This is a genomic window from Streptomyces africanus (assembly GCF_030816955.1).
GTDB lineage: Bacteria > Actinomycetota > Actinomycetes > Streptomycetales > Streptomycetaceae > Streptomyces > Streptomyces africanus.
Map to the genome: position 1 here is coordinate 831048 of NZ_JAUSYP010000001.1, position 18738 is coordinate 849785.

General features: G+C 70.9%; 21 protein-coding genes. 10 read left to right on the forward strand and 11 right to left on the reverse strand.

The window, feature by feature from the left end:
* Positions 1–35 precede the first annotated feature (35 nt).
* From QF034_RS04030 to QF034_RS04040, 3 genes are all read right to left on the reverse strand, one after another.
* On the reverse strand, positions 36–527 hold the full coding sequence (locus QF034_RS04030; protein ID WP_307173594.1) for a pyridoxamine 5'-phosphate oxidase family protein: 492 nt from the start codon (positions 525–527) through the stop codon (positions 36–38).
* Between the two features lie 71 nt (positions 528–598).
* Positions 599–736, reverse strand: coding sequence for a hypothetical protein (locus QF034_RS04035; protein ID WP_307173595.1), 138 nt, complete (start codon positions 734–736; stop codon positions 599–601).
* A gap of 5 nt (positions 737–741) precedes the next feature.
* Positions 742–873 (reverse strand): hypothetical protein, encoded by a 132-nt coding sequence (locus tag QF034_RS04040; protein ID WP_307173596.1) that lies wholly within the window; start codon positions 871–873, stop codon positions 742–744.
* Between QF034_RS04040 and QF034_RS04045 the strand changes: the two genes are divergently transcribed.
* A complete protein-coding gene (locus tag QF034_RS04045; RefSeq protein ID WP_307173597.1) occupies positions 863–1060 on the forward strand; it encodes a hypothetical protein in 198 nt (65 codons plus the stop codon). The genes QF034_RS04040 and QF034_RS04045 overlap by 11 nt on opposite strands.
* A 356-nt stretch (positions 1061–1416) precedes the next feature.
* Here the strand turns inward: QF034_RS04045 and QF034_RS04050 are convergent, their stop codons facing one another.
* Positions 1417–2685 carry an MFS transporter gene (locus QF034_RS04050; protein WP_307173598.1) on the reverse strand — a complete coding sequence of 423 codons (1269 nt, stop codon included), beginning with the start codon at positions 2683–2685 and terminating at the stop codon, positions 1417–1419.
* A 116-nt stretch (positions 2686–2801) separates the two neighbouring features.
* Positions 2802–3230 (reverse strand): helix-turn-helix domain-containing protein, encoded by a 429-nt coding sequence (locus QF034_RS04055; protein ID WP_307173599.1) that lies wholly within the window; start codon positions 3228–3230, stop codon positions 2802–2804.
* A gap of 79 nt (positions 3231–3309) precedes the next feature.
* Between QF034_RS04055 and QF034_RS04060 the strand changes: the two genes are divergently transcribed.
* The 3 genes from QF034_RS04060 to QF034_RS04070 are packed head-to-tail and all read left to right on the forward strand — an operon-like array spanning position 3310 to position 6022.
* The gene (locus QF034_RS04060) at positions 3310–4170 is read left to right on the forward strand and encodes a class I SAM-dependent methyltransferase (RefSeq protein ID WP_307173600.1); all 861 of its coding nucleotides are present in this window, start codon (positions 3310–3312) and stop codon (positions 4168–4170) included.
* Positions 4171–4220: 50 nt separating this feature from the next.
* Complete coding sequence (locus QF034_RS04065) at positions 4221–4931, forward strand: ThuA domain-containing protein (protein ID WP_307173602.1); 711 nt, start codon at positions 4221–4223, stop codon at positions 4929–4931.
* Positions 4901–6022: a Gfo/Idh/MocA family protein gene (locus QF034_RS04070; RefSeq protein WP_307173603.1), complete on the forward strand. Its 1122-nt coding sequence runs from the start codon at positions 4901–4903 to the stop codon at positions 6020–6022. Before QF034_RS04065 ends, QF034_RS04070 begins: the two co-directional genes overlap by 31 nt.
* 19 nt (positions 6023–6041) lie before the next feature.
* On the opposite strand, the gene QF034_RS04075 is transcribed toward QF034_RS04070, so the two are convergent.
* Entirely contained in the window at positions 6042–7520 is a 1479-nt protein-coding gene (locus QF034_RS04075) for a glutamate-cysteine ligase family protein (protein ID WP_307173604.1), read from the reverse strand.
* 121 nt (positions 7521–7641) lie between these two features.
* Between QF034_RS04075 and QF034_RS04080 the strand changes: the two genes are divergently transcribed.
* The 3 genes from QF034_RS04080 to QF034_RS04090 all read left to right on the forward strand — a co-directional run bounded on the left by QF034_RS04080 (position 7642) and on the right by QF034_RS04090 (position 10624).
* The gene (locus QF034_RS04080; RefSeq protein WP_307173605.1) at positions 7642–8811 is read left to right on the forward strand and encodes an MFS transporter; all 1170 of its coding nucleotides are present in this window, start codon (positions 7642–7644) and stop codon (positions 8809–8811) included.
* A gap of 150 nt (positions 8812–8961) precedes the next feature.
* Positions 8962–9840, forward strand: a complete 879-nt coding sequence (locus QF034_RS04085) for an SDR family oxidoreductase (protein WP_307173606.1) — start codon at positions 8962–8964, stop codon at positions 9838–9840.
* A gap of 55 nt (positions 9841–9895) precedes the next feature.
* A complete protein-coding gene (locus QF034_RS04090; protein WP_307173607.1) occupies positions 9896–10624 on the forward strand; it encodes a maleylpyruvate isomerase family mycothiol-dependent enzyme in 729 nt (242 codons plus the stop codon).
* A gap of 6 nt (positions 10625–10630) precedes the next feature.
* Here the strand turns inward: QF034_RS04090 and QF034_RS04095 are convergent, their stop codons facing one another.
* Positions 10631–11026 (reverse strand): MarR family winged helix-turn-helix transcriptional regulator, encoded by a 396-nt coding sequence (locus QF034_RS04095; RefSeq protein WP_307173608.1) that lies wholly within the window; start codon positions 11024–11026, stop codon positions 10631–10633.
* Between the two features lie 86 nt (positions 11027–11112).
* Between QF034_RS04095 and QF034_RS04100 the strand changes: the two genes are divergently transcribed.
* The gene (locus tag QF034_RS04100; RefSeq protein WP_307173609.1) at positions 11113–12594 is read left to right on the forward strand and encodes an MFS transporter; all 1482 of its coding nucleotides are present in this window, start codon (positions 11113–11115) and stop codon (positions 12592–12594) included.
* Between the two features lie 194 nt (positions 12595–12788).
* Positions 12789–14036, forward strand: a complete 1248-nt coding sequence (locus QF034_RS04105) for an ABC transporter substrate-binding protein (RefSeq protein WP_307173610.1) — start codon at positions 12789–12791, stop codon at positions 14034–14036.
* Positions 14037–14058: 22 nt separating this feature from the next.
* Here QF034_RS04105 and QF034_RS04110 read toward each other — a convergent pair whose 3' ends face one another.
* The 4 genes from QF034_RS04110 to QF034_RS04125 are packed head-to-tail and all read right to left on the reverse strand — an operon-like array spanning position 14059 to position 17659.
* Entirely contained in the window at positions 14059–14799 is a 741-nt protein-coding gene (locus QF034_RS04110; RefSeq protein WP_307173611.1) for an ABC transporter ATP-binding protein, read from the reverse strand.
* A 2-nt stretch (positions 14800–14801) separates the two neighbouring features.
* Positions 14802–15686 carry an ABC transporter ATP-binding protein gene (locus QF034_RS04115; RefSeq protein WP_307173612.1) on the reverse strand — a complete coding sequence of 295 codons (885 nt, stop codon included), beginning with the start codon at positions 15684–15686 and terminating at the stop codon, positions 14802–14804.
* Positions 15676–16668: a branched-chain amino acid ABC transporter permease gene (locus QF034_RS04120; RefSeq protein WP_307173613.1), complete on the reverse strand. Its 993-nt coding sequence runs from the start codon at positions 16666–16668 to the stop codon at positions 15676–15678. The genes QF034_RS04115 and QF034_RS04120 overlap by 11 nt, the downstream gene beginning before the upstream one ends.
* Before the next feature lie 10 nt (positions 16669–16678).
* A complete protein-coding gene (locus tag QF034_RS04125; RefSeq protein ID WP_307173614.1) occupies positions 16679–17659 on the reverse strand; it encodes a branched-chain amino acid ABC transporter permease in 981 nt (326 codons plus the stop codon).
* Between the two features lie 129 nt (positions 17660–17788).
* On the opposite strand from QF034_RS04125, the gene QF034_RS04130 reads away from it, so the two are divergent.
* Positions 17789–18709, forward strand: coding sequence for a class I SAM-dependent methyltransferase (locus tag QF034_RS04130; protein WP_307173615.1), 921 nt, complete (start codon positions 17789–17791; stop codon positions 18707–18709).
* The last annotated feature ends 29 nt before the right edge of the window (positions 18710–18738 follow it).

The window sequence follows — 18738 nt, forward strand, 5'->3', positions numbered from 1 at the left end:
ATGCAGCGCAGGAGAAGTGCTGTTCCAAGACTTGGTCAGAGGAGGACTGTGGTGCGGTGCTCGTAGTCCAGCTCGTGTTCGGCGCAACGTCCCTCACCGCGGGGGCAGATCATCGAGTACTCGCTGACCCGGGCCCGGTACACCCGCCACGGGGCCGGCGGACGGACCTCCTCCGGTTCGAGGGAGCGACCGCCGCGTCCGGCGGGGCGGGGGATCACCCGCAGGCCCTCCAGGGCTGCCTCCCCGTGGAGTTCCTCCGCCGTGGCCTTCAGATACAGGGCGAGGGGACTCGCCGTGCCCACCGGGGCGCGGGAGTCGTGGAGGACGATGCCGATCCGGGGCTCGTGGGCGATGTTGCGGGAGTGCGTAACCTCGGGGGACGAGACCCAGTACAGGTCCCGTCCGTCCTCGGTGGAGTAGAAGACGGGCGAGGCCCAGGGGGCGCCGTCCGGGCCGACGGTGGCCAGCACCATGTACAGGTTCCGGTCGATGATCGCGCGTGCCGCGCTGCGAGTGTCCTCACTCATGCGTGCCCCCCTGGTTCCGGTGTTCCGGTGCTTCCGGTCTGATGGGGGTCACTTTACGAGCGGGGGCCGGGTCAGGCGGGGAACTCGCTCTTCAGCCAGTCGCCGTCCAGGCGGACGTGCTTGATGGTGCGGCGGTGGTGGGTGTGGGCGACGTGGAGGGTGCCGTCCGGTGTCTGGGCGAGGGAGGGGTAGGACAACTCCGTGCCCAACAGCCTTATCCCGGGCCCAGTTCGAGCGCCGCCGCGGCGATCGCGTCGAGGTCGGCGTCGCACACCGGGTGCCGGCCGTGCGCGAAACGCGTACGCGTCGCCGCCGAGCTGGCGCTGCGCGGCGAGGTGGACGGCATCCGCACCGCACCCCTCAACAAGGAGGCCCTGCACGCCGCCGGTCACCTCTACCCCGGGCACACCACAGGGAACTTGCACGGGCCGGGGGCTCACGAGGCGCCGGGGGCTCGCGCAACGCCGAGAACTTCTCCGAGGGCTCACGCGACGCCGGGGACCTGCACGCCCCCGGGCCACGCGCAGAACTGAAGGCCCACGCGATGCCAGGGCTTCGCGGAGCTGAGGGCTCGCCCGATGCCGGGGGCTGCACGCGGCGCCGAACCTCGGACACGGCTGAAGGCTCGCCCCGCGCCGGGGATTTACACCGTGCCAGGGACTCGCGCGGCGCCGAGGGCTCGCCCTTCGCCGGGCCTCGCACAGGGCTGAAGGTTCACCCGAGGCCAGGAATCGGCACGGCGCCCGGCCTCGTGCGGCAGCGCTGAGGGCCGGGCGCGCGCCGCGGCACCGCTGCTCCACTGCGGGCCCGCACGGCGGCGGAGGCCTGCACGGTGCCAGGGCCCTGCGCGGGGCCGGAGCCCCGCCCCGCCGCGGCCGCGTGTTGCACGTCAGGGCTGGACCGTGCCCGTTGCCGCCGTGCTCGGGGCCTGTGGGCCGCTGGTTCCGAAGTGGATGCCCTTGGCCTCCTTGCCGATCGCGCTGAGCAGGATCACCACGACCAGGGTGGGCACGACGGTCCACGCCATCGCCGACGGATACCCGTGGCGCTCGGCGATGGCCTCCTGGATCGGCAGGTTCAGCGCGGCGATCAGGTTGCCGAGCTGGTAGGTGACGCCCGGGTAGAAGCCCCGGACGGCGTCCGGGCTCATCTCGGTCAGATGGGCCGGGATGACGCCCCAGGCTCCCTGCACGCACACCTGCATCAGGAAGGACGACAGCATCAGCCAGCCGACGGTCGTGGACAGCACGAAGAACGGCACCACGACCAGGCCCCCGGCCGCCGCGATCATGATCGTCCGGCGGCGGCCCAGCCGCTCGGAGTACGCCCCGAGCAGCACACCTCCGATCATGGCGCCGATGTTGTACACCACGGCGATCGCGATCGAGGTGTTCGCGGACAGCTCCAGGCCCTTCTTCACGAAGGTCGGGTAGATGTCCTGCGTGCCGTGCGACATCCAGTTGAAGGCGGTCATCAGCGCGACCAGGTAGACGAAGCGCCGCAGCACCGCGGGGTTCTTGAACACATGGTGCGCGGGGGTGCGGTTGAGCCGGACGGTCTTCTCCCACACCTCGCTCTCCTCCACCCGGCTGCGCACCCACAGCGCGACCAGCGCGGGCAGCAGGCTGAAGGCGAACAGTCCCCGCCAGCCGAAGACGGGCTCGATGACGAAGAACGCCACGGCGGCCAGCAGGTACCCCAGCGAGTAGCCGCTCTGCAACAGCCCCGACCAGAATCCGCGCCTCTCCGCCGGGATCTTCTCCATGGCCAGGGCCGCTCCCAGGCCCCACTCGCCGCCCATGCCGATGCCGTAGAGCAGGCGCAGCACCAGCAGCACGGTGTAATTGGGCGCGAAGGCGCAGGCGAAACCGACGATCGAGTAGAAGACGACGTCCACCATGAGCGGGACGCGACGGCCGCGCCGGTCGGCCCACATGCCGAACAGCAGCGCGCCGACGGGCCGCATCACCAGCGTCGCGGTGGTGAGGAAGGCCATGTCGGTCAGGGAGACATGGAAATCGTCGGCTATCTCGCTGTAGACGAGCACGACCAGGAAATAGTCGAACGCGTCCATCGCCCAGCCGAGATAGGCGGCCACGAAGGCGTTGCGCTGGTCTTTCGTCAGACCCGCTGCCTGCGCTTTCACGGTGTTCAGCACTGCGGCCTCCCGAAGTTCGCAGCCGAGGCTAGGCACGGACCACCGAGAATCGGGCAAAGCAAGAACCACGATTGCCCCAAGAGCACCGACGGCCGCCCAGAGGGTGTCCGCACCCCCTACCTGCCGGGAACCCGCCTTCCCGGCGCCGCGACACGGCCGGAGGCCGCCGCGTCGAGGAGGCGGCGGAAGGTGGGGCACTCCAGGTGGCTCGGCGCGGGGCACGCGGCGGCATGCCGCAGGGAGTCGCGCAGGACGCCCAGTTCGCGGATCCTGTCGTCGAGTTCGTCCGCCTTGGCCGCCAGCATCCGGCGGTCGATCCGCGGCCGCCCGTCCGGCGCGAGCATGTCCGCGATCTCGTCGAGCGAGAACCCGGCCGTCCGCCCCAGCGCGATCAGCGCCAGCCGCTCCAGTACGCCCGGGTCGTACTGGCGGCGCAGGCCCCGCCGGCCCGTCGAGGAGATCAGCCCCTTCTCCTCGTAATAGCGCAGGGTCGATGCCGGGACCCCGGCGCGGTGCGACACGTCGGCGATGTCCAGTTCTGTCATTCTGCATTGACCTCAAGTCGACTTGAAGTAGAACGCTGTCACCCCGCTACGACGAAGGCAACCAGAAGGAGAGACAGCCATGGACGCTGCGCGCAGGGCCGACGACGAGCAGGCAGCCCGCTGGAAGGGGCGCGCCGGCCACGCCTGGGGCGATCTGAAGGGCGTACTGGACGACATGTTCAGACCCTTCGAGGAGCTCCTGGTCGACGCCGTCGCCGCCGAACAGGCGCGGCACGTGCTGGAGGTCGGCTGCGGTACGGGCGGCGTCACACTGGCCGTCGCGCGACGGCTCGGCCCGGCCGGTCGCTGCGTCGGCGTCGACATCTCCGAGGCGATGATCAGCACCGCCCGGGAGTACGCCGGGCAGGAGGACGTCCCGGCGTCCTTCCTCTGCGCCGACGCCCAGGACCACCCCTTCGAACCCGGCACCTTCGACGCCGTCATCTCGCGGTTCGGCGTCATGTTCTTCAGCGACCCCGTCCGGGCCTTCGCCAACCTCCGGCGCGCCGCCCGGGACGAGGCCGCGCTGCGGTGCGTCGTCTGGCGCGATCCGGCCGAGAACCCGTTCATGACGACGGCCCAGCGCGCCGCGGCACCGCTGCTCCCGGACCTGCCCGTCCGCGGGCCGGACGAGCCGGGCCAGTTCGCCTTCGCGGACCCCGACAAGGTCCGGCGCATCCTGTCCGACAGCGGCTGGGCCGGGATCGACATCCGGCCGGTCGACGTCGTCTGCACCCTGCCCGAGCAGGAACTGGTCCGCTACTTCACCCGGCTCGGTGCGGTCGGCATGCACCTGCCCGAGGTGGACGAGCAGACCCGTGACCGCGTCGTCGAGACGGTGCGTGCCGCCTTCGACCCCTTCGTGCACGGCTCGGAAGTCCGCTTCACCGCGGCCTGTTGGACGGTCGGCGCGCGGGCCTCGACAGCGAAATTTTCGTGAGGCCCGGCCCCCTTTCGTGAGCGCGGACGCCCCCGCATAGTGAGATCACGATGACGCAGAAGAGAGCACTGGTGGTCCGCGGCGGCTGGGAGGGGCACCAGCCGGTCGAGGCGACGGAACTGTTCCTGCCCTTCCTGCGGAGCAACGGATACGCCGTCCGGGTCGAGGAGTCGACCGACGTCTACGCCGACACCGCCGAGTTGGCCGGCACCGACCTGATCGTGCAGTGCGTCACGATGTCGGAGATCACGCGCGAACAGCTCGCGGGGCTGAGCTCGGCGGTCGTGGCCGGCACCGGGTTCACCGGCTGGCACGGCGGCATCGCCGACTCGTTCCGCGCCTCCTCCGACTATCTCCACCTGGTGGGAGGGCAGTTCGCCACGCACCCGGGCAAGGAGCCGTGCGAGCGCCGGGGCGGGCCGGAGGACAACTTCCTGCCGCACACCATCGCCCTCACCGAGGCCGGCCGCGCGCACCCCGTCACCGCGGGCATCGAGGACTTCGAGCTGCACACCGAGCAGTACTGGGTGCTCCACGACGACCTCATCGACGTCCTGGCCACCACCACGCACCCCACCCGGCCGTGGGAGCCCTGGCACCGGCCGGTCACCTCGCCGGCGGTCTGGACCCGCCGATGGGGCGCCGGACGGATCGTGGTGACGACACCGGGGCACAGCGTCGACGTGCTCGAGAATCCCAGCGTCCGCACCATCATCGAGAGGGGCATGCTGTGGGCGACGCGCACCGCATCGGCGTCGTAGGGCTCGGCGTCATCTCCCGCGCGTACCTGGACACGCTCGCCGGCCCTTCCGCCGTGCGGGTGACAGCGGTCGCCGACCTCGACGCCTCCCGGTCGGCCGCGGTCGCCGCCGAGCTGCCCGGCGTGCGGGCGCTGACCGTCGAGGAGCTGCTGAGCAGCCCGGACGTGGACACGGTGCTGAACCTCACCACTCCCGGGGCGCACGCCGCGATCGCCCTCGGGGCCATCGGCCACGGCAAGAACGTCTACGGGGAGAAGCCGCTCGCCGCCACGCTCACCGACGCCCACGCCGTCATGGCGGCCGCCGCGCGGGCGGGCGTCGGGGTGGGGTGCGCGCCGGACACCGTGCTGGGCACCGGGGTCCAGACGGCGCGGGCGGCCGTGGCGGCGGGGCGCATCGGACGCCCCCTGTTCGCCTCGGCCGTGATGGTCACCGCGGGCCACGAACGCTGGCACCCGCACCCCGACTTCTACTACACCGAGGGCGGCGGCCCCCTGCTGGACATGGGGCCGTACTACCTGGCGTCCCTGATTCACCTGCTGGGTCCGGTGCGGGCCGTGACGGGGGCGTCCAGCCGGCTGCGCGCCGAGCGGGTCATCGGTTCAGGTCCGCGTACGGGCGAGCGGATACCGGTGGAGGTGGACAGCCATGTCTCCGGTGTGCTGGAGCACGTGGGCGGGACACTGACGACGATCACGACGAGCTTCGACGGGGTGGCCACCACGGCCTCCCCGATCGAAGTCCACGGCGAGGCGGGCACCCTCGCCGTCCCGGATCCCAACCGCTTCGACGGCGACGTACGGCTCTTCGGTCTCGGCGACACCCAGTGGCGCACGCTCCCGCCGTCCGCGGGCTACGTCGACGGCGCGCGGGGCGTCGGGCTGCTGGACTTCGTCGCCGCCGGCGGGCAGCGGGCACCGCGCGCGAACGGCGAACTCGCCCTGCACGTACTGGAGACGATGACCGCGCTCCTGCGTTCGTCGGCCGAGGGACGGCGGATCGAGCTGACGACGTCGGCGCAGCCGCCCGCTCCCGTCCCGCTGACGGCCGCCGAGGAGTGGGGAGGCCAGGCCGCCCCCAGCCCCGCGTGACCCGGCGATGTCACGGCGGTCAGTCCACGGGCCAGGTGTGCGCGGGCGCGTTCATGTGCATGTAGTCCATGTACGTCCTGGTCATCTGCCGCAGCGCCTCCCGTCGGTCGGAGACGCCGGCCTTCTCCAGATGGTGGAGCGTCTCCGCCTGCCACAGGGCGCCGTTGCGCGCGGTGACACAGCGCTGCTCCACGATGCCGAGCAGGGGCTCGCGCCAGGCCGCGTCCATGCCGGCCAGCTCCAGACCCCGGTGGGCCAGCGGCAGCAGACGCCGCAACACCAGTTCCGTGACCGGTACTTCGCCCACGCCGGGCCAGTACAGGCGGGCGTCGATACCGTCGCGGGCCGCGGTGTGCAGGTTCTCCTCGGCGACCGCGAAGGACATCCGCGTCCACACCGGCCGGTCCTCGTCGACGAGGGCGCGGGTGAGGCCGTAGTAGAAGGCGCCGTTGGCGATGATGTCGGCCACGGTGGGGCCGGCGGGCAGCACCCGGTTCTCGATGCGCAGATGCGGGCCGCTGTCGGTGACGGCGTAGACGGGGCGGTTCCAACGGTAGATCGTGCCGTTGTGCAGGGTCAGTTCGCCCAGTTGCGGAACGCCGCCGCGGTCGAGCTCCTGCTGCGGGTCCTCGTCCTCGCACAGCGGGAGCAGGGCCGGGAAGTAGCGCACGTTCTCCTCGAAGAGGTCGAAGACGCTGGTGATCCACCGCTCCCCGAACCACACCCGGGGCCGTACGCCCTGGGCCTTGATCTCCTCCGGGCGGGTGTCGGTGGCCTGCTCGAACAGGGGGATGCGGGTCTCGCGCCACAGCTCCTTGCCGAACAGGAAGGGCGAGTTCGCCGCGAGGGCGGTCTGCACGCCCGCGATGGCCTGGGCCGCGTTCCAGTAGTCTGCGAACTGCTTGGGGACGACCTGGAGATGGAACTGGGTGCTGGTGCAGGCGGCCTCGGGGGTGATGGTGTCGGCGTACGTCGACAGGCGCTCCACGCCGTCGATCCTGATCCGCAGGTCCTCCCCGCGTGCCGCGAAGATCTGCTCGTTGAGCAGCCGGTAGCGCGGGTCGCCGGAGAGGGCGGACTCGCTGACGTCCGCCTCGTCCAGGGTGGGCAGGATGCCGACCATGATCAGATGGGCGCCCACGGCCGCGGCGCGGTCCTCGGCGTGGTTCAGGGCGTCCCGGATCGTCTGTTCCCAGGCGCCGGGGCCGCCGGTCGTCAGTTCCCGCGGCGGGATGTCGATCTCCAGGTTGAAGCGGCCCAGCTCGCTGGACCAGGCGGGGTCGGCGATCGCCTGGAGGACGTCGGTGTTGCGCATCGCGGGCAGCCCCTGGTCGTCCACCAGGTTGAGCTCGATCTCCAGCCCGACCCGGGGGCGCTCGCTCTCGAAGCTGGACTCGCGCAGCATCCGGGCCAGCACTTCGAGCCCGGTCTGCATCTTGGCCCGGTACCGACGGCGGTCCTCCCGTGTGAACACCAGGGCCGGCACGTCACGTCCCATGTACGCTCCCGAGGTCCCTCGGCGGATGGCTCTCGTCCCAGCGTCGCACCTTGTCGTGGTGCCCGCACCCACCTAGCCTGAGTTTGTGCCGCAAATAAACAAACCCCGAACGCACAGTGCCGTGCCGGGCGACGGCAACTCCCTCACCACACTCCGTACAGCGATCACCGTCTTCTTCGCCCTCGACGGCTTCGTCTTCGCCGGCTGGGTCGTGCGCATCCCCGCCATCAAGGAACAGACCGACGCCTCCGCCAGCGCCCTCGGCCTCGCCCTCCTGGGCGTCTCCGCCGGAGCCGTCGTCACGATGATCCTCACCGGCCGCCTGTGCCGCCGCTTCGGCAACCACCGGGTCACCGTGGCCTGCGCCGTCCTGCTCTCCCTCAGCGTGGCCCTGCCCCCGCTGACCCACTCGGCCCTCGCGCTCGGCCTCGTCCTGCTGGTCTTCGGCGCCGCGTACGGCGGGATCAACGTCGCCTTCAACAGCGCCGCCGTGGACCTCGTGGCCGCGATGCGGCGGCCGATCATGCCGAGCTTCCACGCCGCGTTCAGCCTGGGCGGCATGGTCGGCGCGGGGCTGGGCGCCCTGGTCGCGGGGTCCCTCTCCCCCACGCGGCACCTGCTGCTGCTCACCGCCACCGGACTGCTCGTGACCGCCGTGGCGGGCCCCGTTCTGCTCCGGCACGAGCCGCCGGCGCCGCCGGAACGGGAACGGCCGGCGGCGGACGCCCCGCGCCGCCTGGACGGCCGTACCCGGGGACTCGTGCTCGTCTTCGGCCTGATCGCGGGCTGTACCGCGTACGGCGAGGGGGCGCTGGCCGACTGGGGCGCCCTGCACCTGGAAGAGGACCTGGCCGCCTCGCCGGGCGCCGCGGCCATCGGCTACTCCTGCTTCGCGCTGGCCATGACGGTGGGCCGCCTGACCGGTACCACGCTCCTGGAGCGCCTGGGGCGGACCCGGACCGTCGTGGCGGGCGGCGCCACGGCGGCGGCCGGGATGCTGCTCGGCTCGCTCGCCCCCGCCCTGTGGGCGGCCCTGTTCGGGTACGCGATCACGGGCATCGGCCTGGCGAACCTCTTCCCCGTGGCCGTGGAACGCGCGGGCGCGCTCGCCGGCCCCAGCGGAGTCGCCACGGCCTCCACGCTGGGCTACGGCGGCATGCTGCTGGGGCCGCCCGCCATCGGGTTCATGGCGGACTGGTTCTCCCTCCCGGCCGCGCTCACCAGCGTGGCGATCCTGGCCGCCGTGGCCGCGCTCATCGGTTTCGCGACACGACGCGCCACGGCGGGCTGATCCGGCAGGCCGACCTGCCGAACGTCCAGACGAACAACCGGACGAACAACCAGGTGATCGGCGCCCCGGCATCGGGGTACCCGGGCCTCGCCCGTTGTGATCACCGGTCGTGATCACCGGGCCGTACGCCATGGACAAGGAGGCAGACCCGTGACCGATCAACAGCACCCCGGCGAACAGCACCCCACCCCGGAGTTTCCCTCCCAGGACCAGCCGCACCCGGGCTGGACCGGCCCCATGGACCCGCCCCCGGACCACGGTGAGAAGTCCTACCGGGGCAGCGGCCGGCTGGACGGCCGCAAGGCCGTGATCACCGGCGGGGACTCCGGGATCGGCCGCGCGGTCGCCCTGGCGTTCGCCCGGGAGGGAGCCGACGTGCTCTTCACCCACCTGGACGACGAGAAGGACGACGCCGCCGAGACCGCCCGGCTGGTCGAGGATGCCGGGCGGCGTGCCGTGCCCGTCTCGTGCGACGTACGGGAGGAGGAGAACTGCCGCGCGCTGATCGACCGTGCCGTCGCGGAGTTCGGCCGGATCGACGTCCTGGTGAACAACGCGGCGTACCAGATGTCGCAGCCCGACGGCATCGAGGCGATCTCCACCGAGCAGTTCGACCGGGTGCTGCGCACCAACCTGTACGGCATGTTCTGGCTGTGCAAGATGGCCCTGCCGCACATCCCGGAGGGCGGCAGCATCATCAACTCCACGTCGGTGCAGGCCTACAAGCCCAGTCCGCATCTGCTGGACTACGCGACGACCAAGGGCGCGATCGTCACCTTCACGCAGGGGCTGGCGCAGATGGTGATCGACAAGGGTGTCCGCGTCAACGCCGTGGCGCCCGGCCCGGTGTGGACGCCGCTGATCCCGGCGACGATGCCGGACACCCAGAAGTTCGGCAAGCAGGCGCCCATCGGGCGGCCCGCGCAGCCGGCCGAGATGGCACCGGCGTACGTCTTCCTCGCCTCTCAGGAGGCGTCGTACATCACCGCCGAGATCGTCAACGCCACCGGCGGCACACCGCTGCCGTAGCGTCCCCTCGGTAATTCCGGCGCTTGGAGTGAACTCCGTACGGCAGACTCGCGGCATGGAGACCGCTGAGTTCCTTCAAACGCTCGAAACAGAGGGCCGGTTGCTGGCCAAGGCCGCCGAGGAGGCCGGGACCGACGCCAAGGTACCGACGTGCCCGGAGTGGCACGTACGCGATCTGCTGCGGCACACGGGCGCCGTGCACCGCTGGGCCGCGTCGTACGTCGCCGAGGGGTACAGCGAGCGCCGTCCGCTGGGTGACGCCCCGGACCTCGACGGCGCGGAGCTCGTGGCCTGGTACCGCGACAGTCACCGCCGTCTCGTCGACACGCTGGCCGCCGCCGCACCGGACGTGGAGTGCTGGTTCTTCCTGCCCGCGCCGTCCCCGCTGGCCTTCTGGACCCGGCGGCAGGCACACGAGACGGCCGTGCACCGGGTCGACGCGGAGTCCGCGCGCGGAGCCGGCATCACGGCCGTCACCCCGGAGTTCGCGACCGACGGCATCGACGAACTACTGCGCGGCTTCCACGCCCGCTCCAGGAGCCGGGTCCGCACCCCCGAGCCGCGCGTCCTGCGCGTGCGCACGGACGACACCGGCGCGGTGTGGACCGTACGGCTGTCGTCCGAGCCGCCCGTGACCACGCCGGGCGGGTCCGGGGACGCCGAGTGCGAACTGTCCGGCCCGGCCGAGCAGTTGTACCTGGCACTCTGGAACCGGGCGCCCCTGCCGTCGGTCACGGGCGACCAGGAGCTCGCCGCACTGTGGCGGGAGACCTCGGGGATCTGACCGGGCTCAGTCGTCCGCCAGCATCCGCGCCAGCACCGCACGCTGCACGGGCAGTACCTCACCGTGCAGCGTGCGCCCCTTCGCCGTGAGCGCGACGCGCACACCCCGCCGGTCCTCCGGGCACATGCAGCGCTCGACGAGCCCTTCCTTCTCCAGCCGGGCGATCAGCCGCGACAGCGCGCTCTGGCTCAGGTGGACCCGCTCGGAGATCTCCTGGACGCGGTAGGAGGGCGTGCCCTTCGCCGCCCGGCACCCGGCGAGGACGTCGAGCACCTCGAAGTCACTGGCGCACAGGCCGTGTTCGTGCAGAACCCGGTCGAGTTCACACTGTGTTCGCGCATGCAGCGCCAGAATGTCGCGCCACTGTTCCACGAGCGCCTGCTCGGCCTGCTTCGCCGCCATGCGCCGCACCGTAACAGAGAACCCGGATTGTTGCACCTGAATTAAATGCACTTGCATCACATGCATGCGCATGTAGTCTCTCGGGCATGACCTCTCCGCTCACCACTCCCACGTCCGACGGGCGTTGGACTCCCCGGCTCTGGGGCACCCTGCTGGTGCTCTGCGCCGCGATGTTCCTGGACGCCCTGGACGTGTCCATGGTCGGCGTCGCGCTGCCCTCCATCGGTGCCGACCTCGGCCTGTCGACCTCGGCGCTGCAATGGATCGTCAGCGGCTACATCCTCGGCTACGGCGGGCTGCTGCTCCTCGGCGGACGCGCCGCCGACCTGCTGGGCCGGCGCCAGGTCTTCCTGGTGGCGCTGGGCGTCTTCGCGCTGGCCTCGCTGCTCGGCGGGCTCGTCGACTCGGGTCCGCTGCTCATCGCCAGCCGCTTCATCAAGGGCCTGAGCGCGGCCTTCACGGCCCCCGCCGGCCTGTCGATCATCACCACGACGTTCCCCGAAGGCACGTTGCGCAACCGCGCCCTCGCCATCTACACCACCTGCGGCGCCACCGGCTACTCGATGGGCCTGGTCTTCTCCGGCCTGCTCACGGAGGCCAGTTGGCGGCTCACCATGCTCCTGCCCGCCCCCATCGCGCTGATCGCCCTGCTCGTGGGCCTGAAGCTGCTGCCGCGCACCGAGCGCGAGCGCGGCCAGGGCGGCTACGACGTCCCCGGCGCCGTCCTCGGCACCGCCTCGATGCTGCTGCTCGTCTTCACCGTCGTCGAGGCGCCCGAGGTGGGCTGGGGGTCGGCCCGGACCGTCCTGTCCTTCGCCGCCGTCGCCATCCTGCTGGCGGCCTTCGTCGCCGTCGAGCGGCGCAGCCCCAGTCCGCTGATCCGGCTCGGCGTGCTGCGCTCGGGGCCGCAAGTGCGGGCACAGCTGGGTGCGTTGACGTTCGTCGGCAGCTACATCGGCTTCCAGTTCCTGGTGACCCTCTACATGCAGCAGCTGCTCGGCTGGTCGGCGCTGCACACGGCCCTGGCCTTCCTACCGGCGGGCGCGCTGGTGGCGCTGTCCGCGACGAAGGTGGGCGCCGTCATCGACCGGTTCGGCACGGCCCGACTGATGGTGCTGGGCTTCGCCCTGATGGTGACCGGCTACGTGCTGTTCCTGCGCATCGACCTCGACCCGGTCTACGCGGCGGTGATCCTGCCGACGATGCTGCTCGTCGGCTCGGGCTTCGCGCTGACCTTCCCGTCCCTCAACGTCCAGGCCACCAACGGCGTCGACGAGCACGAGCAGGGCATGGTCTCCGGACTGCTCAACACCTCGGTCCAGGTGGGCGGCGCGATCTTCCTCGCCGTGGTGACGGCGGTGGTGACCGCGAACGCCCCCGAGCGGGGCGACGCCTCCCCGCAGGCCGTGCTGGACAGCTACCGGCCCGGCCTGCTGGTCGTGACGCTCATCGCCCTCGCCGGCCTGCTGATCACCCTCACGGGTCTGCGGACCCGCCGGGAGCGGCCGTCCGTCGTGGTCGCCACGTCCACCCCGAAGGAGACGGAGCGCGTCGCCGTGCGCGACTAGGGAGCGTCTTCAGGTGTGATCAAGCCCTGCGTGACCTTCGAAGGGAACGCAGGGCCGAGGCGAGCAGCGCAGGCAGTCGAAAAAATGTACGTTTTACACTTTTCCGGACTCTGACTGAGTTCTACCCTCGTGTACAGATGGCGGGCGATGGCCGGCCAGTCGACCACCGTCGCCTGTAACAAGCGGAGGCGGAGATGAAAGCGTCGATACGGCGGTCCGCGATCTTCGCAAGCGCGGCTGCTCTTGTGATTGCCGTCTGCGGTACGACGGGCACTGCCCAGGCCGATCCGGGCGATGGTGAGCTCCAGTTCGGCTACGTCCTGCCGGAGACGGGACAGCTGGCCTACCTCGGCCCGCCGCAGATCGAGTCGTTGAAGTTCGCGATTCAGAAGATCAACGACGCCGGCGGAGTCCTGGGCAAGCCCGTGCCGAAGGTGGTCTCCAGCGACGAGGCGGGCCAGGAGGCCGTTGCCGCACAGTCGGCGGACCGGGTCCTCGCGGCAGGCGTGGACGCGATCATCGGCGCCGCGGCTTCCGGCATGTCGCTGTCCTTCATCGACCGGGTGACCGGAGCGGGCGTCGTGCAGTGTTCGGGGTCGAACACCGCTCCCACCTTCACCGACTACGAGGACGACGGCTTCTACTTCCGTACCGTCCCGAGCGACGCGTTGCAGGGGCCCATCCTGGCGGATGTCGTCCGCGACGACGGCCACAACCGGGTGGCCCTGGTCGCACGGGCGGACGACTACGGGCGCGGCCTGATGGAGGCCACCCGGAAGACACTGGAGGAGCGCGGTGCGACGGTGACGCTCGCCGAGACCTACGACCCCAAGGCGACCAACTTCGACCAGGTCGCCCAGAAGATCGAGAACTCCAGGCCGGACGCCGCCGTGGTGATCGCCTTCGAGGAAGGCTCCCAGATCCTGCAGGGCATGATCGAGTCCGGAATCGGGCCCGACCGGATCGGCGTCTACGGCGCCGACGGACTGCGCAGCGAGGAACTGCCCTCGCTGGTCGCTCCCGGCCAGCCCGAGAGGCTCTCCGGGATGAAGGGGACCGCGCCGGCATCGGCGGAGAACGAGCAGTACGTGAAGGACCTCAAGAAATTCGCACCGAAGCTGAAGGAGCTGCAGTTCGCACCACAGGTGTTCGACTGCGTGACGACGATCGCGCTCGCCGCCGAGAAGGCGAAGTCCGACGATCCCGGCGAGTTCGTCAAGGAGATGAACGGGATCACCAAGGACGGCCAGAAGTGCAACTCGTTCGCCGCCTGCAAGGAACTGCTCGCCGACGGCAGGGACATCGACTACGACGGTGTGAGCGGGCCGCTCGACTTCATCGACAAGGGCGAACCCGGCCAGGCGACGATCGAGGTGTACGGCTACGACGACGAGGGGAAGTTGCAGACGCTGCGCACCGAGACCAGCAAGGCCGAGCAGTGACCGGGAGGACCGACATCGGGAGTCAACGGACACGGGCGAGCGTGCCGAGGTAGAGCTCGATCACCTTCTCGTCGTGCAGCAGGGCCGTACCCGTGCCGGTGTACGCGTTGCGGCCCTGGTCGAGGACATAGCCGCGGTCGCAGAGCTGCAGGCACCTGCGGGCGTTCTGCTCGACCATGAGCACGGCGACGCCCGCGCTGTTGATCATTCTGCACCGGTCGAAGACGTGGTCCTGATGGAGCGGTGACAGGCCGGCCGATGGCTCGTCGAGCAGCAGCAGCTGCGGCTCCATCATCAGGGCGCGGGCCATCGCGAGCATCTGGCGTTCGCCGCCGGACATCGCTCCGGCCTTCTGCTTGCGGCGGTCGGCCAGGACGGGGAAGAGCTCCTCGACCGCCGCGACCCGCCGCGTGTGGTCCTTGGGCCGCAGATACACGCCCATCCGCAGGTTCTCCTCGACGGTCAGCGTGGGGAACACGTTCTGCAGCTGCGGTACGTAGCCCACGCCCCGCCGGACCAGCTCGTGCGCGGGCCGGCCGGTCACGTCCTCGCCGCGCAGCCGCACGGTCCCGCCGCGCACCCGCAGCAGCCCGAAGACGGCCTTGACCAGCGTCGACTTGCCGGCGCCGTTGGGGCCGATCACGCCGACCACCTCGCCCGGCCGCACCTCGACGCTGCATCCGCGCAGCACATCGACACCGGGGACGTAACCGGCGACGATGCCGTCGGCCGCGAGCACCGGTGTCTGCTTCTCGGCGGACATCGCTACTCCTCCTCGCCCTTCTCGTCGCCCTTCTCGTCGGTCGCCTCCGGATCGTCGTGCCGCTTGCCCAGGTAGGCGTCCACGACGGCGGCGTTCCGGCCGATCGTGTGCGGTGGGCCCTCGGCCACCAGGCGGCCGTCGGCCATGACTGCCACCCAGTCGCTGATGCCCATCACCACGTCCATGTCGTGCTCGACGAAGCACACCGTGAGCCCCTCGTCGCGCAGCTGCCTGATGTGTCCGAGCAGCGACTGGGTCAGCGCGGGGTTCACCCCGGCCATGGGCTCGTCGAGCAGGAGCATGACCGGCCGGGTCATCAGCGCGCGGGCCAGTTCCAGCAGTTTGCGCTGCCCCCCGGAGAGCGTGCCGGCGTGGTCGTCGCGCAGGGGCCCGAGCCGGAACCGGTCCAGCAGTTCGTCGGCCCGGCGCTCGAACTCCTGCTCCTGCCCGCGCCACAGCGGTCGCAGCAGCGCGGGCAGCGCCCGCTCGCCGCGTTGCCCGGGCGCGGCGAGCAGCAGGTTCTCCAGCACCGTGAGCCGGGCGAGCGCCCTGGAGAGCTGGAACGTACGGACCATTCCGCGCCGCGCCACCCGGTGCGCCGGGGCGCCGGTGAGCGGCTTTCCGTCGAACGACCACCGGCCGCCGTCGGCCCGGTCGAACCCGCTCACCACGTTGAACAGAGTGGTCTTGCCGGCGCCGTTCGGCCCGATGAGCGCCGTGATGGCCCCGCGCTGCACCTCCAGGTGCTCGACCCGCACGGCGACGAGGCCGCCGAAGGTGCGGGTCACCTGGTCCATGACCAGCAGGGGGTCGGGCTTGCGCACCCCCGGCTCGGGATCGAGCGCGGAGAGCCGGCCCGGGTGGGACACGACAGGGTCAGCGGCCACTGAGCAGCATCTCCTTCCGGCTGCCGAGGATGCCCTGCGGCCGGAACGCGACCAGCAGGATCAGGGCGACCCCGACCAGGGCGAAGCGCACCGCGCCGACCTCCGACGTGCTGATGAGGTCCGGCGAGATGTACTCGGCGTCGATGGCCTGGCGGAGCGCGCTGTCGAGGAAGCTGAGGACGAACCAGAACAGGATCGAGCCGACGACCGGCCCGAGGATCCGCCCGGCACCTCCGAGGACGAGCAGCGTGTACAGGAAGAACGTGACACCCGGATCGTAGTTGTCCGGGTTCACGGACTGCACCTGGATCGCCTGCGTCATGCCCGCGACCGCCCCGATGACGCCGCCGAGCACGAGGCTCTGCATCTTGTACGCGTAGACGTTCTTGCCGAGGCTGCGTGCGGCGAGCTCGTCCTCACGGACCGACCGGATGACCCGGCCCCAGGGGCTGTGGATCAGCAGGGCCAGCAGACTTCCGACCACGAGCACCAGCGCCCAGCCCACGATCATCACCCAGAGGTCGCGGGAGCTGAACCGCACGAGCCACACGCCGTAGGTACCGGGCTCGATGGGGCTCAGCTCGTAGAAGTCGTTCGCGAACCTCTGCAGCCCGAACACCCCGCCCGTGACCGGCTCGGCCCAGCTGGAGCGGTAGAACAGCCGTAGCGTCTCCCCCGCCGCGATCGTGGTGATCGCGAGGTAGTCGGCGCGCAGCCGCAAGGTGGGCAGGCCGAGGAGCAGGGCCAGCACGATCGCGCAGGCGATTCCGCCCAGGACGCCGAGCCACATCGGGCCGTCGTACGTCGACACGGTGATGGCGAGCCCGTAACCGCCGACCAGCATGAAACCGACCTGGCCGAAGTTCAGCAGCCCCGTGTAACCGAAGTGCAGGTTCAGCCCCATCGCGGCGAGCGCGTAGACGGCGGCGATGGGGCCGATGCCCGAGCGCAGGGCGTCGGAGACGATGGCCGAGAAGTCCATGGCGCACCCCTCACCCGACGCGTTCGGCCCGGCCGAGGATGCCCTGCGGCCGGACGAGGAGGACGAGGATGAGGACGAGCAGCGCCCAGGCGTACTGCAGGTCGACCGGGAACCACAGGGTGGACATCTGGGCGACGACGCCGATGACGAGGCTGCCGACCATCGCACCGTAGGCGGAGCCGAGGCCGCCCAGGACGATCCCCGCGAACATGAGCAGCAGGAGCTTGAAGCCCATGTCCCAGGTGATGATCTCGACCAGGCCGAAGAAGACCCCGCCGAGCGCGGCCAGCCCGCCGCCGAGCATCCACACGAACAGCACCACCCGCTGCACGTCGATGCCCGACGCCTCCGCGAGGTCACGGTTGGCGGAGACGGCCCGCACGGCCGTGCCGATCCGCGTCTTCTGCAGGAGCGCGGCGATGCCGAGCAGCACCAGTACGGAGAGCAGGGTGACGGTGAGGTCCCGTGGGGTGATGCCGGCCGGCCCGAGGCCGATCGTGCTCTGGATGTCGTACTGGGCGTACGAGGCGGGCCGCGTTCCGTACAGCACGAGTATGACGTGGCGCAGCACCAGCGAGAGCCCGATGGTGACGATGAACATGTTGATCAGCCCGGTGCCCCTGGCCCGCAGCGGGCGCCAGATGCCGCGCTCGACCGCCCCGCCCAGCAGGGCGCCGAAGACCACCGCGGCGAGGGCGGCGGGAATCAGATGCCAGCCCGGACCGGCCGCGGAGACGTTGAGGAAGAACGCGAAGGTGGCGCCGATCGTCACGAACTCACCGTGCGCGAAGTTGATCAGGTGGATGGTGCCGAAGATCAGCGAGAGCCCGACCGAGGTGATCGCAATGATCACCCCGAACTGGATACCGTCGATCAGCGCCTGCAGAGCGCGTGCGGCGAAGGTGGGGCCGCGCGGTACTTCCTCACCCTGTGCCCGGGCTGAGATCGCGGGCACCATCAAGAGGACCAGGGCGAGGGCCGGTACGAGCATCCGCTGGCAGCGCACGACGGTTCCGGTACGTCACAAACATCCCTTACGGGGTCAGTGTAGGCGCAGGTCGGGCCGGTGACACGGGCAGTGGGCCCAGTGTGAGAACCCTCGGAAAGCGGAGGATGCGGGATGGGTGACAGCGGGGACCTCGCGAGTGCGTACAACGACGACAGTGTGCTCTTCCGGGTGTTGCGGCACCTCGGCTGGGACAGCCTGGTCGACATCGGCTACTTCACGCTGCCCAGCCTGCCGCTCGTGGTCCTGACCGGACCGGTGCCCTTTCAGCGCCGACTGGCTCGCCGGTCGCTGGCGTTGCTGGACGCCAGGCCCGGACAGCTCGTCCTGGATGCCGGATGCGGCCGCGGTGACACCACTGCGCGGTTGGGCGCCGCGGGATGCCGGGCGCTGGGGGTGGACATCCAGCCCGCGCAGGTCGACCAGGCACGTCACCGCTTCGGCGGCTGTTCCGGCGCGCGCTTCGCCGTCGCCGACGCCGCGGCTCTGCCGCGGCAGGCAGCGCAGATGCCGCTGACGGATGGTTCCTTCGACCGAGTGCACTGCCTGGAGGCCGCCTTCCACTTCGGTCATGAGGGCCGTAGGTCATTCCTGAGCGAAAGCTTCCGGCTGCTCCGCCCAGGAGGCCGACTCGTCCTCGTGGATGTCACGTCCCGTACGGACCAGCCGATCGGGACTCTCGACGCGACCGGCCTCGTACGCGGGATCTGGCGCTTCGACGACATCGAACCGTACGAGCGGTACCCGCTGATGGCGTCCGCCGCCGGCTTCACCACGCGCCGGATCCTCGACTGGACCACTCCCGTGCTCCACCGGGCAGCCCAGCTCTGCGCCCTGTTCGTCGGCGCCGCGTCCACCCGGGCCGGCCGACAGGCCCTGTGCGTGCGGTGGCCCGGCCTGAGAACACTCGACGCACAGGACTGGGACGAGGTCATCGCCGTCATCCGGGCTCACCGGGCCATCGGACGCGTCACTGGCTACACGGCGTACGTCCTCGACAAACCCGCGGACGGCGTCGCCGACGTCGCCCGGTAGTCGGCGGCAGCACCCGGCGGGACGCTTGC

What these genes read in the sequence shown, in the direction of transcription:
- QF034_RS04125 (WP_307173614.1), bottom strand. Translation starts at nt 17,659, where the DNA reads ATGCTCGTACCGGCCCTCGCCCTGGTCCTCTTGATGGTGCCCGCGATC.
- QF034_RS04090 (WP_307173607.1), top strand. Translation starts at nt 9,896, where the DNA reads ATGGAGACCGCTGAGTTCCTTCAAACGCTCGAAACAGAGGGCCGGTTG.
- QF034_RS04120 (WP_307173613.1), bottom strand. Translation starts at nt 16,668, where the DNA reads ATGGACTTCTCGGCCATCGTCTCCGACGCCCTGCGCTCGGGCATCGGC.
- QF034_RS04030 (WP_307173594.1), bottom strand. Translation starts at nt 527, where the DNA reads ATGAGTGAGGACACTCGCAGCGCGGCACGCGCGATCATCGACCGGAAC.
- QF034_RS04065 (WP_307173602.1), top strand. Translation starts at nt 4,221, where the DNA reads ATGACGCAGAAGAGAGCACTGGTGGTCCGCGGCGGCTGGGAGGGGCAC.
- QF034_RS04130 (WP_307173615.1), top strand. Translation starts at nt 17,789, where the DNA reads ATGGGTGACAGCGGGGACCTCGCGAGTGCGTACAACGACGACAGTGTG.
- QF034_RS04100 (WP_307173609.1), top strand. Translation starts at nt 11,113, where the DNA reads ATGACCTCTCCGCTCACCACTCCCACGTCCGACGGGCGTTGGACTCCC.
- QF034_RS04060 (WP_307173600.1), top strand. Translation starts at nt 3,310, where the DNA reads ATGGACGCTGCGCGCAGGGCCGACGACGAGCAGGCAGCCCGCTGGAAG.
- QF034_RS04110 (WP_307173611.1), bottom strand. Translation starts at nt 14,799, where the DNA reads ATGTCCGCCGAGAAGCAGACACCGGTGCTCGCGGCCGACGGCATCGTC.
- QF034_RS04040 (WP_307173596.1), bottom strand. Translation starts at nt 873, where the DNA reads ATGCCGTCCACCTCGCCGCGCAGCGCCAGCTCGGCGGCGACGCGTACG.
- QF034_RS04055 (WP_307173599.1), bottom strand. Translation starts at nt 3,230, where the DNA reads ATGACAGAACTGGACATCGCCGACGTGTCGCACCGCGCCGGGGTCCCG.
- QF034_RS04075 (WP_307173604.1), bottom strand. Translation starts at nt 7,520, where the DNA reads ATGGGACGTGACGTGCCGGCCCTGGTGTTCACACGGGAGGACCGCCGT.
- QF034_RS04095 (WP_307173608.1), bottom strand. Translation starts at nt 11,026, where the DNA reads ATGGCGGCGAAGCAGGCCGAGCAGGCGCTCGTGGAACAGTGGCGCGAC.
- QF034_RS04105 (WP_307173610.1), top strand. Translation starts at nt 12,789, where the DNA reads ATGAAAGCGTCGATACGGCGGTCCGCGATCTTCGCAAGCGCGGCTGCT.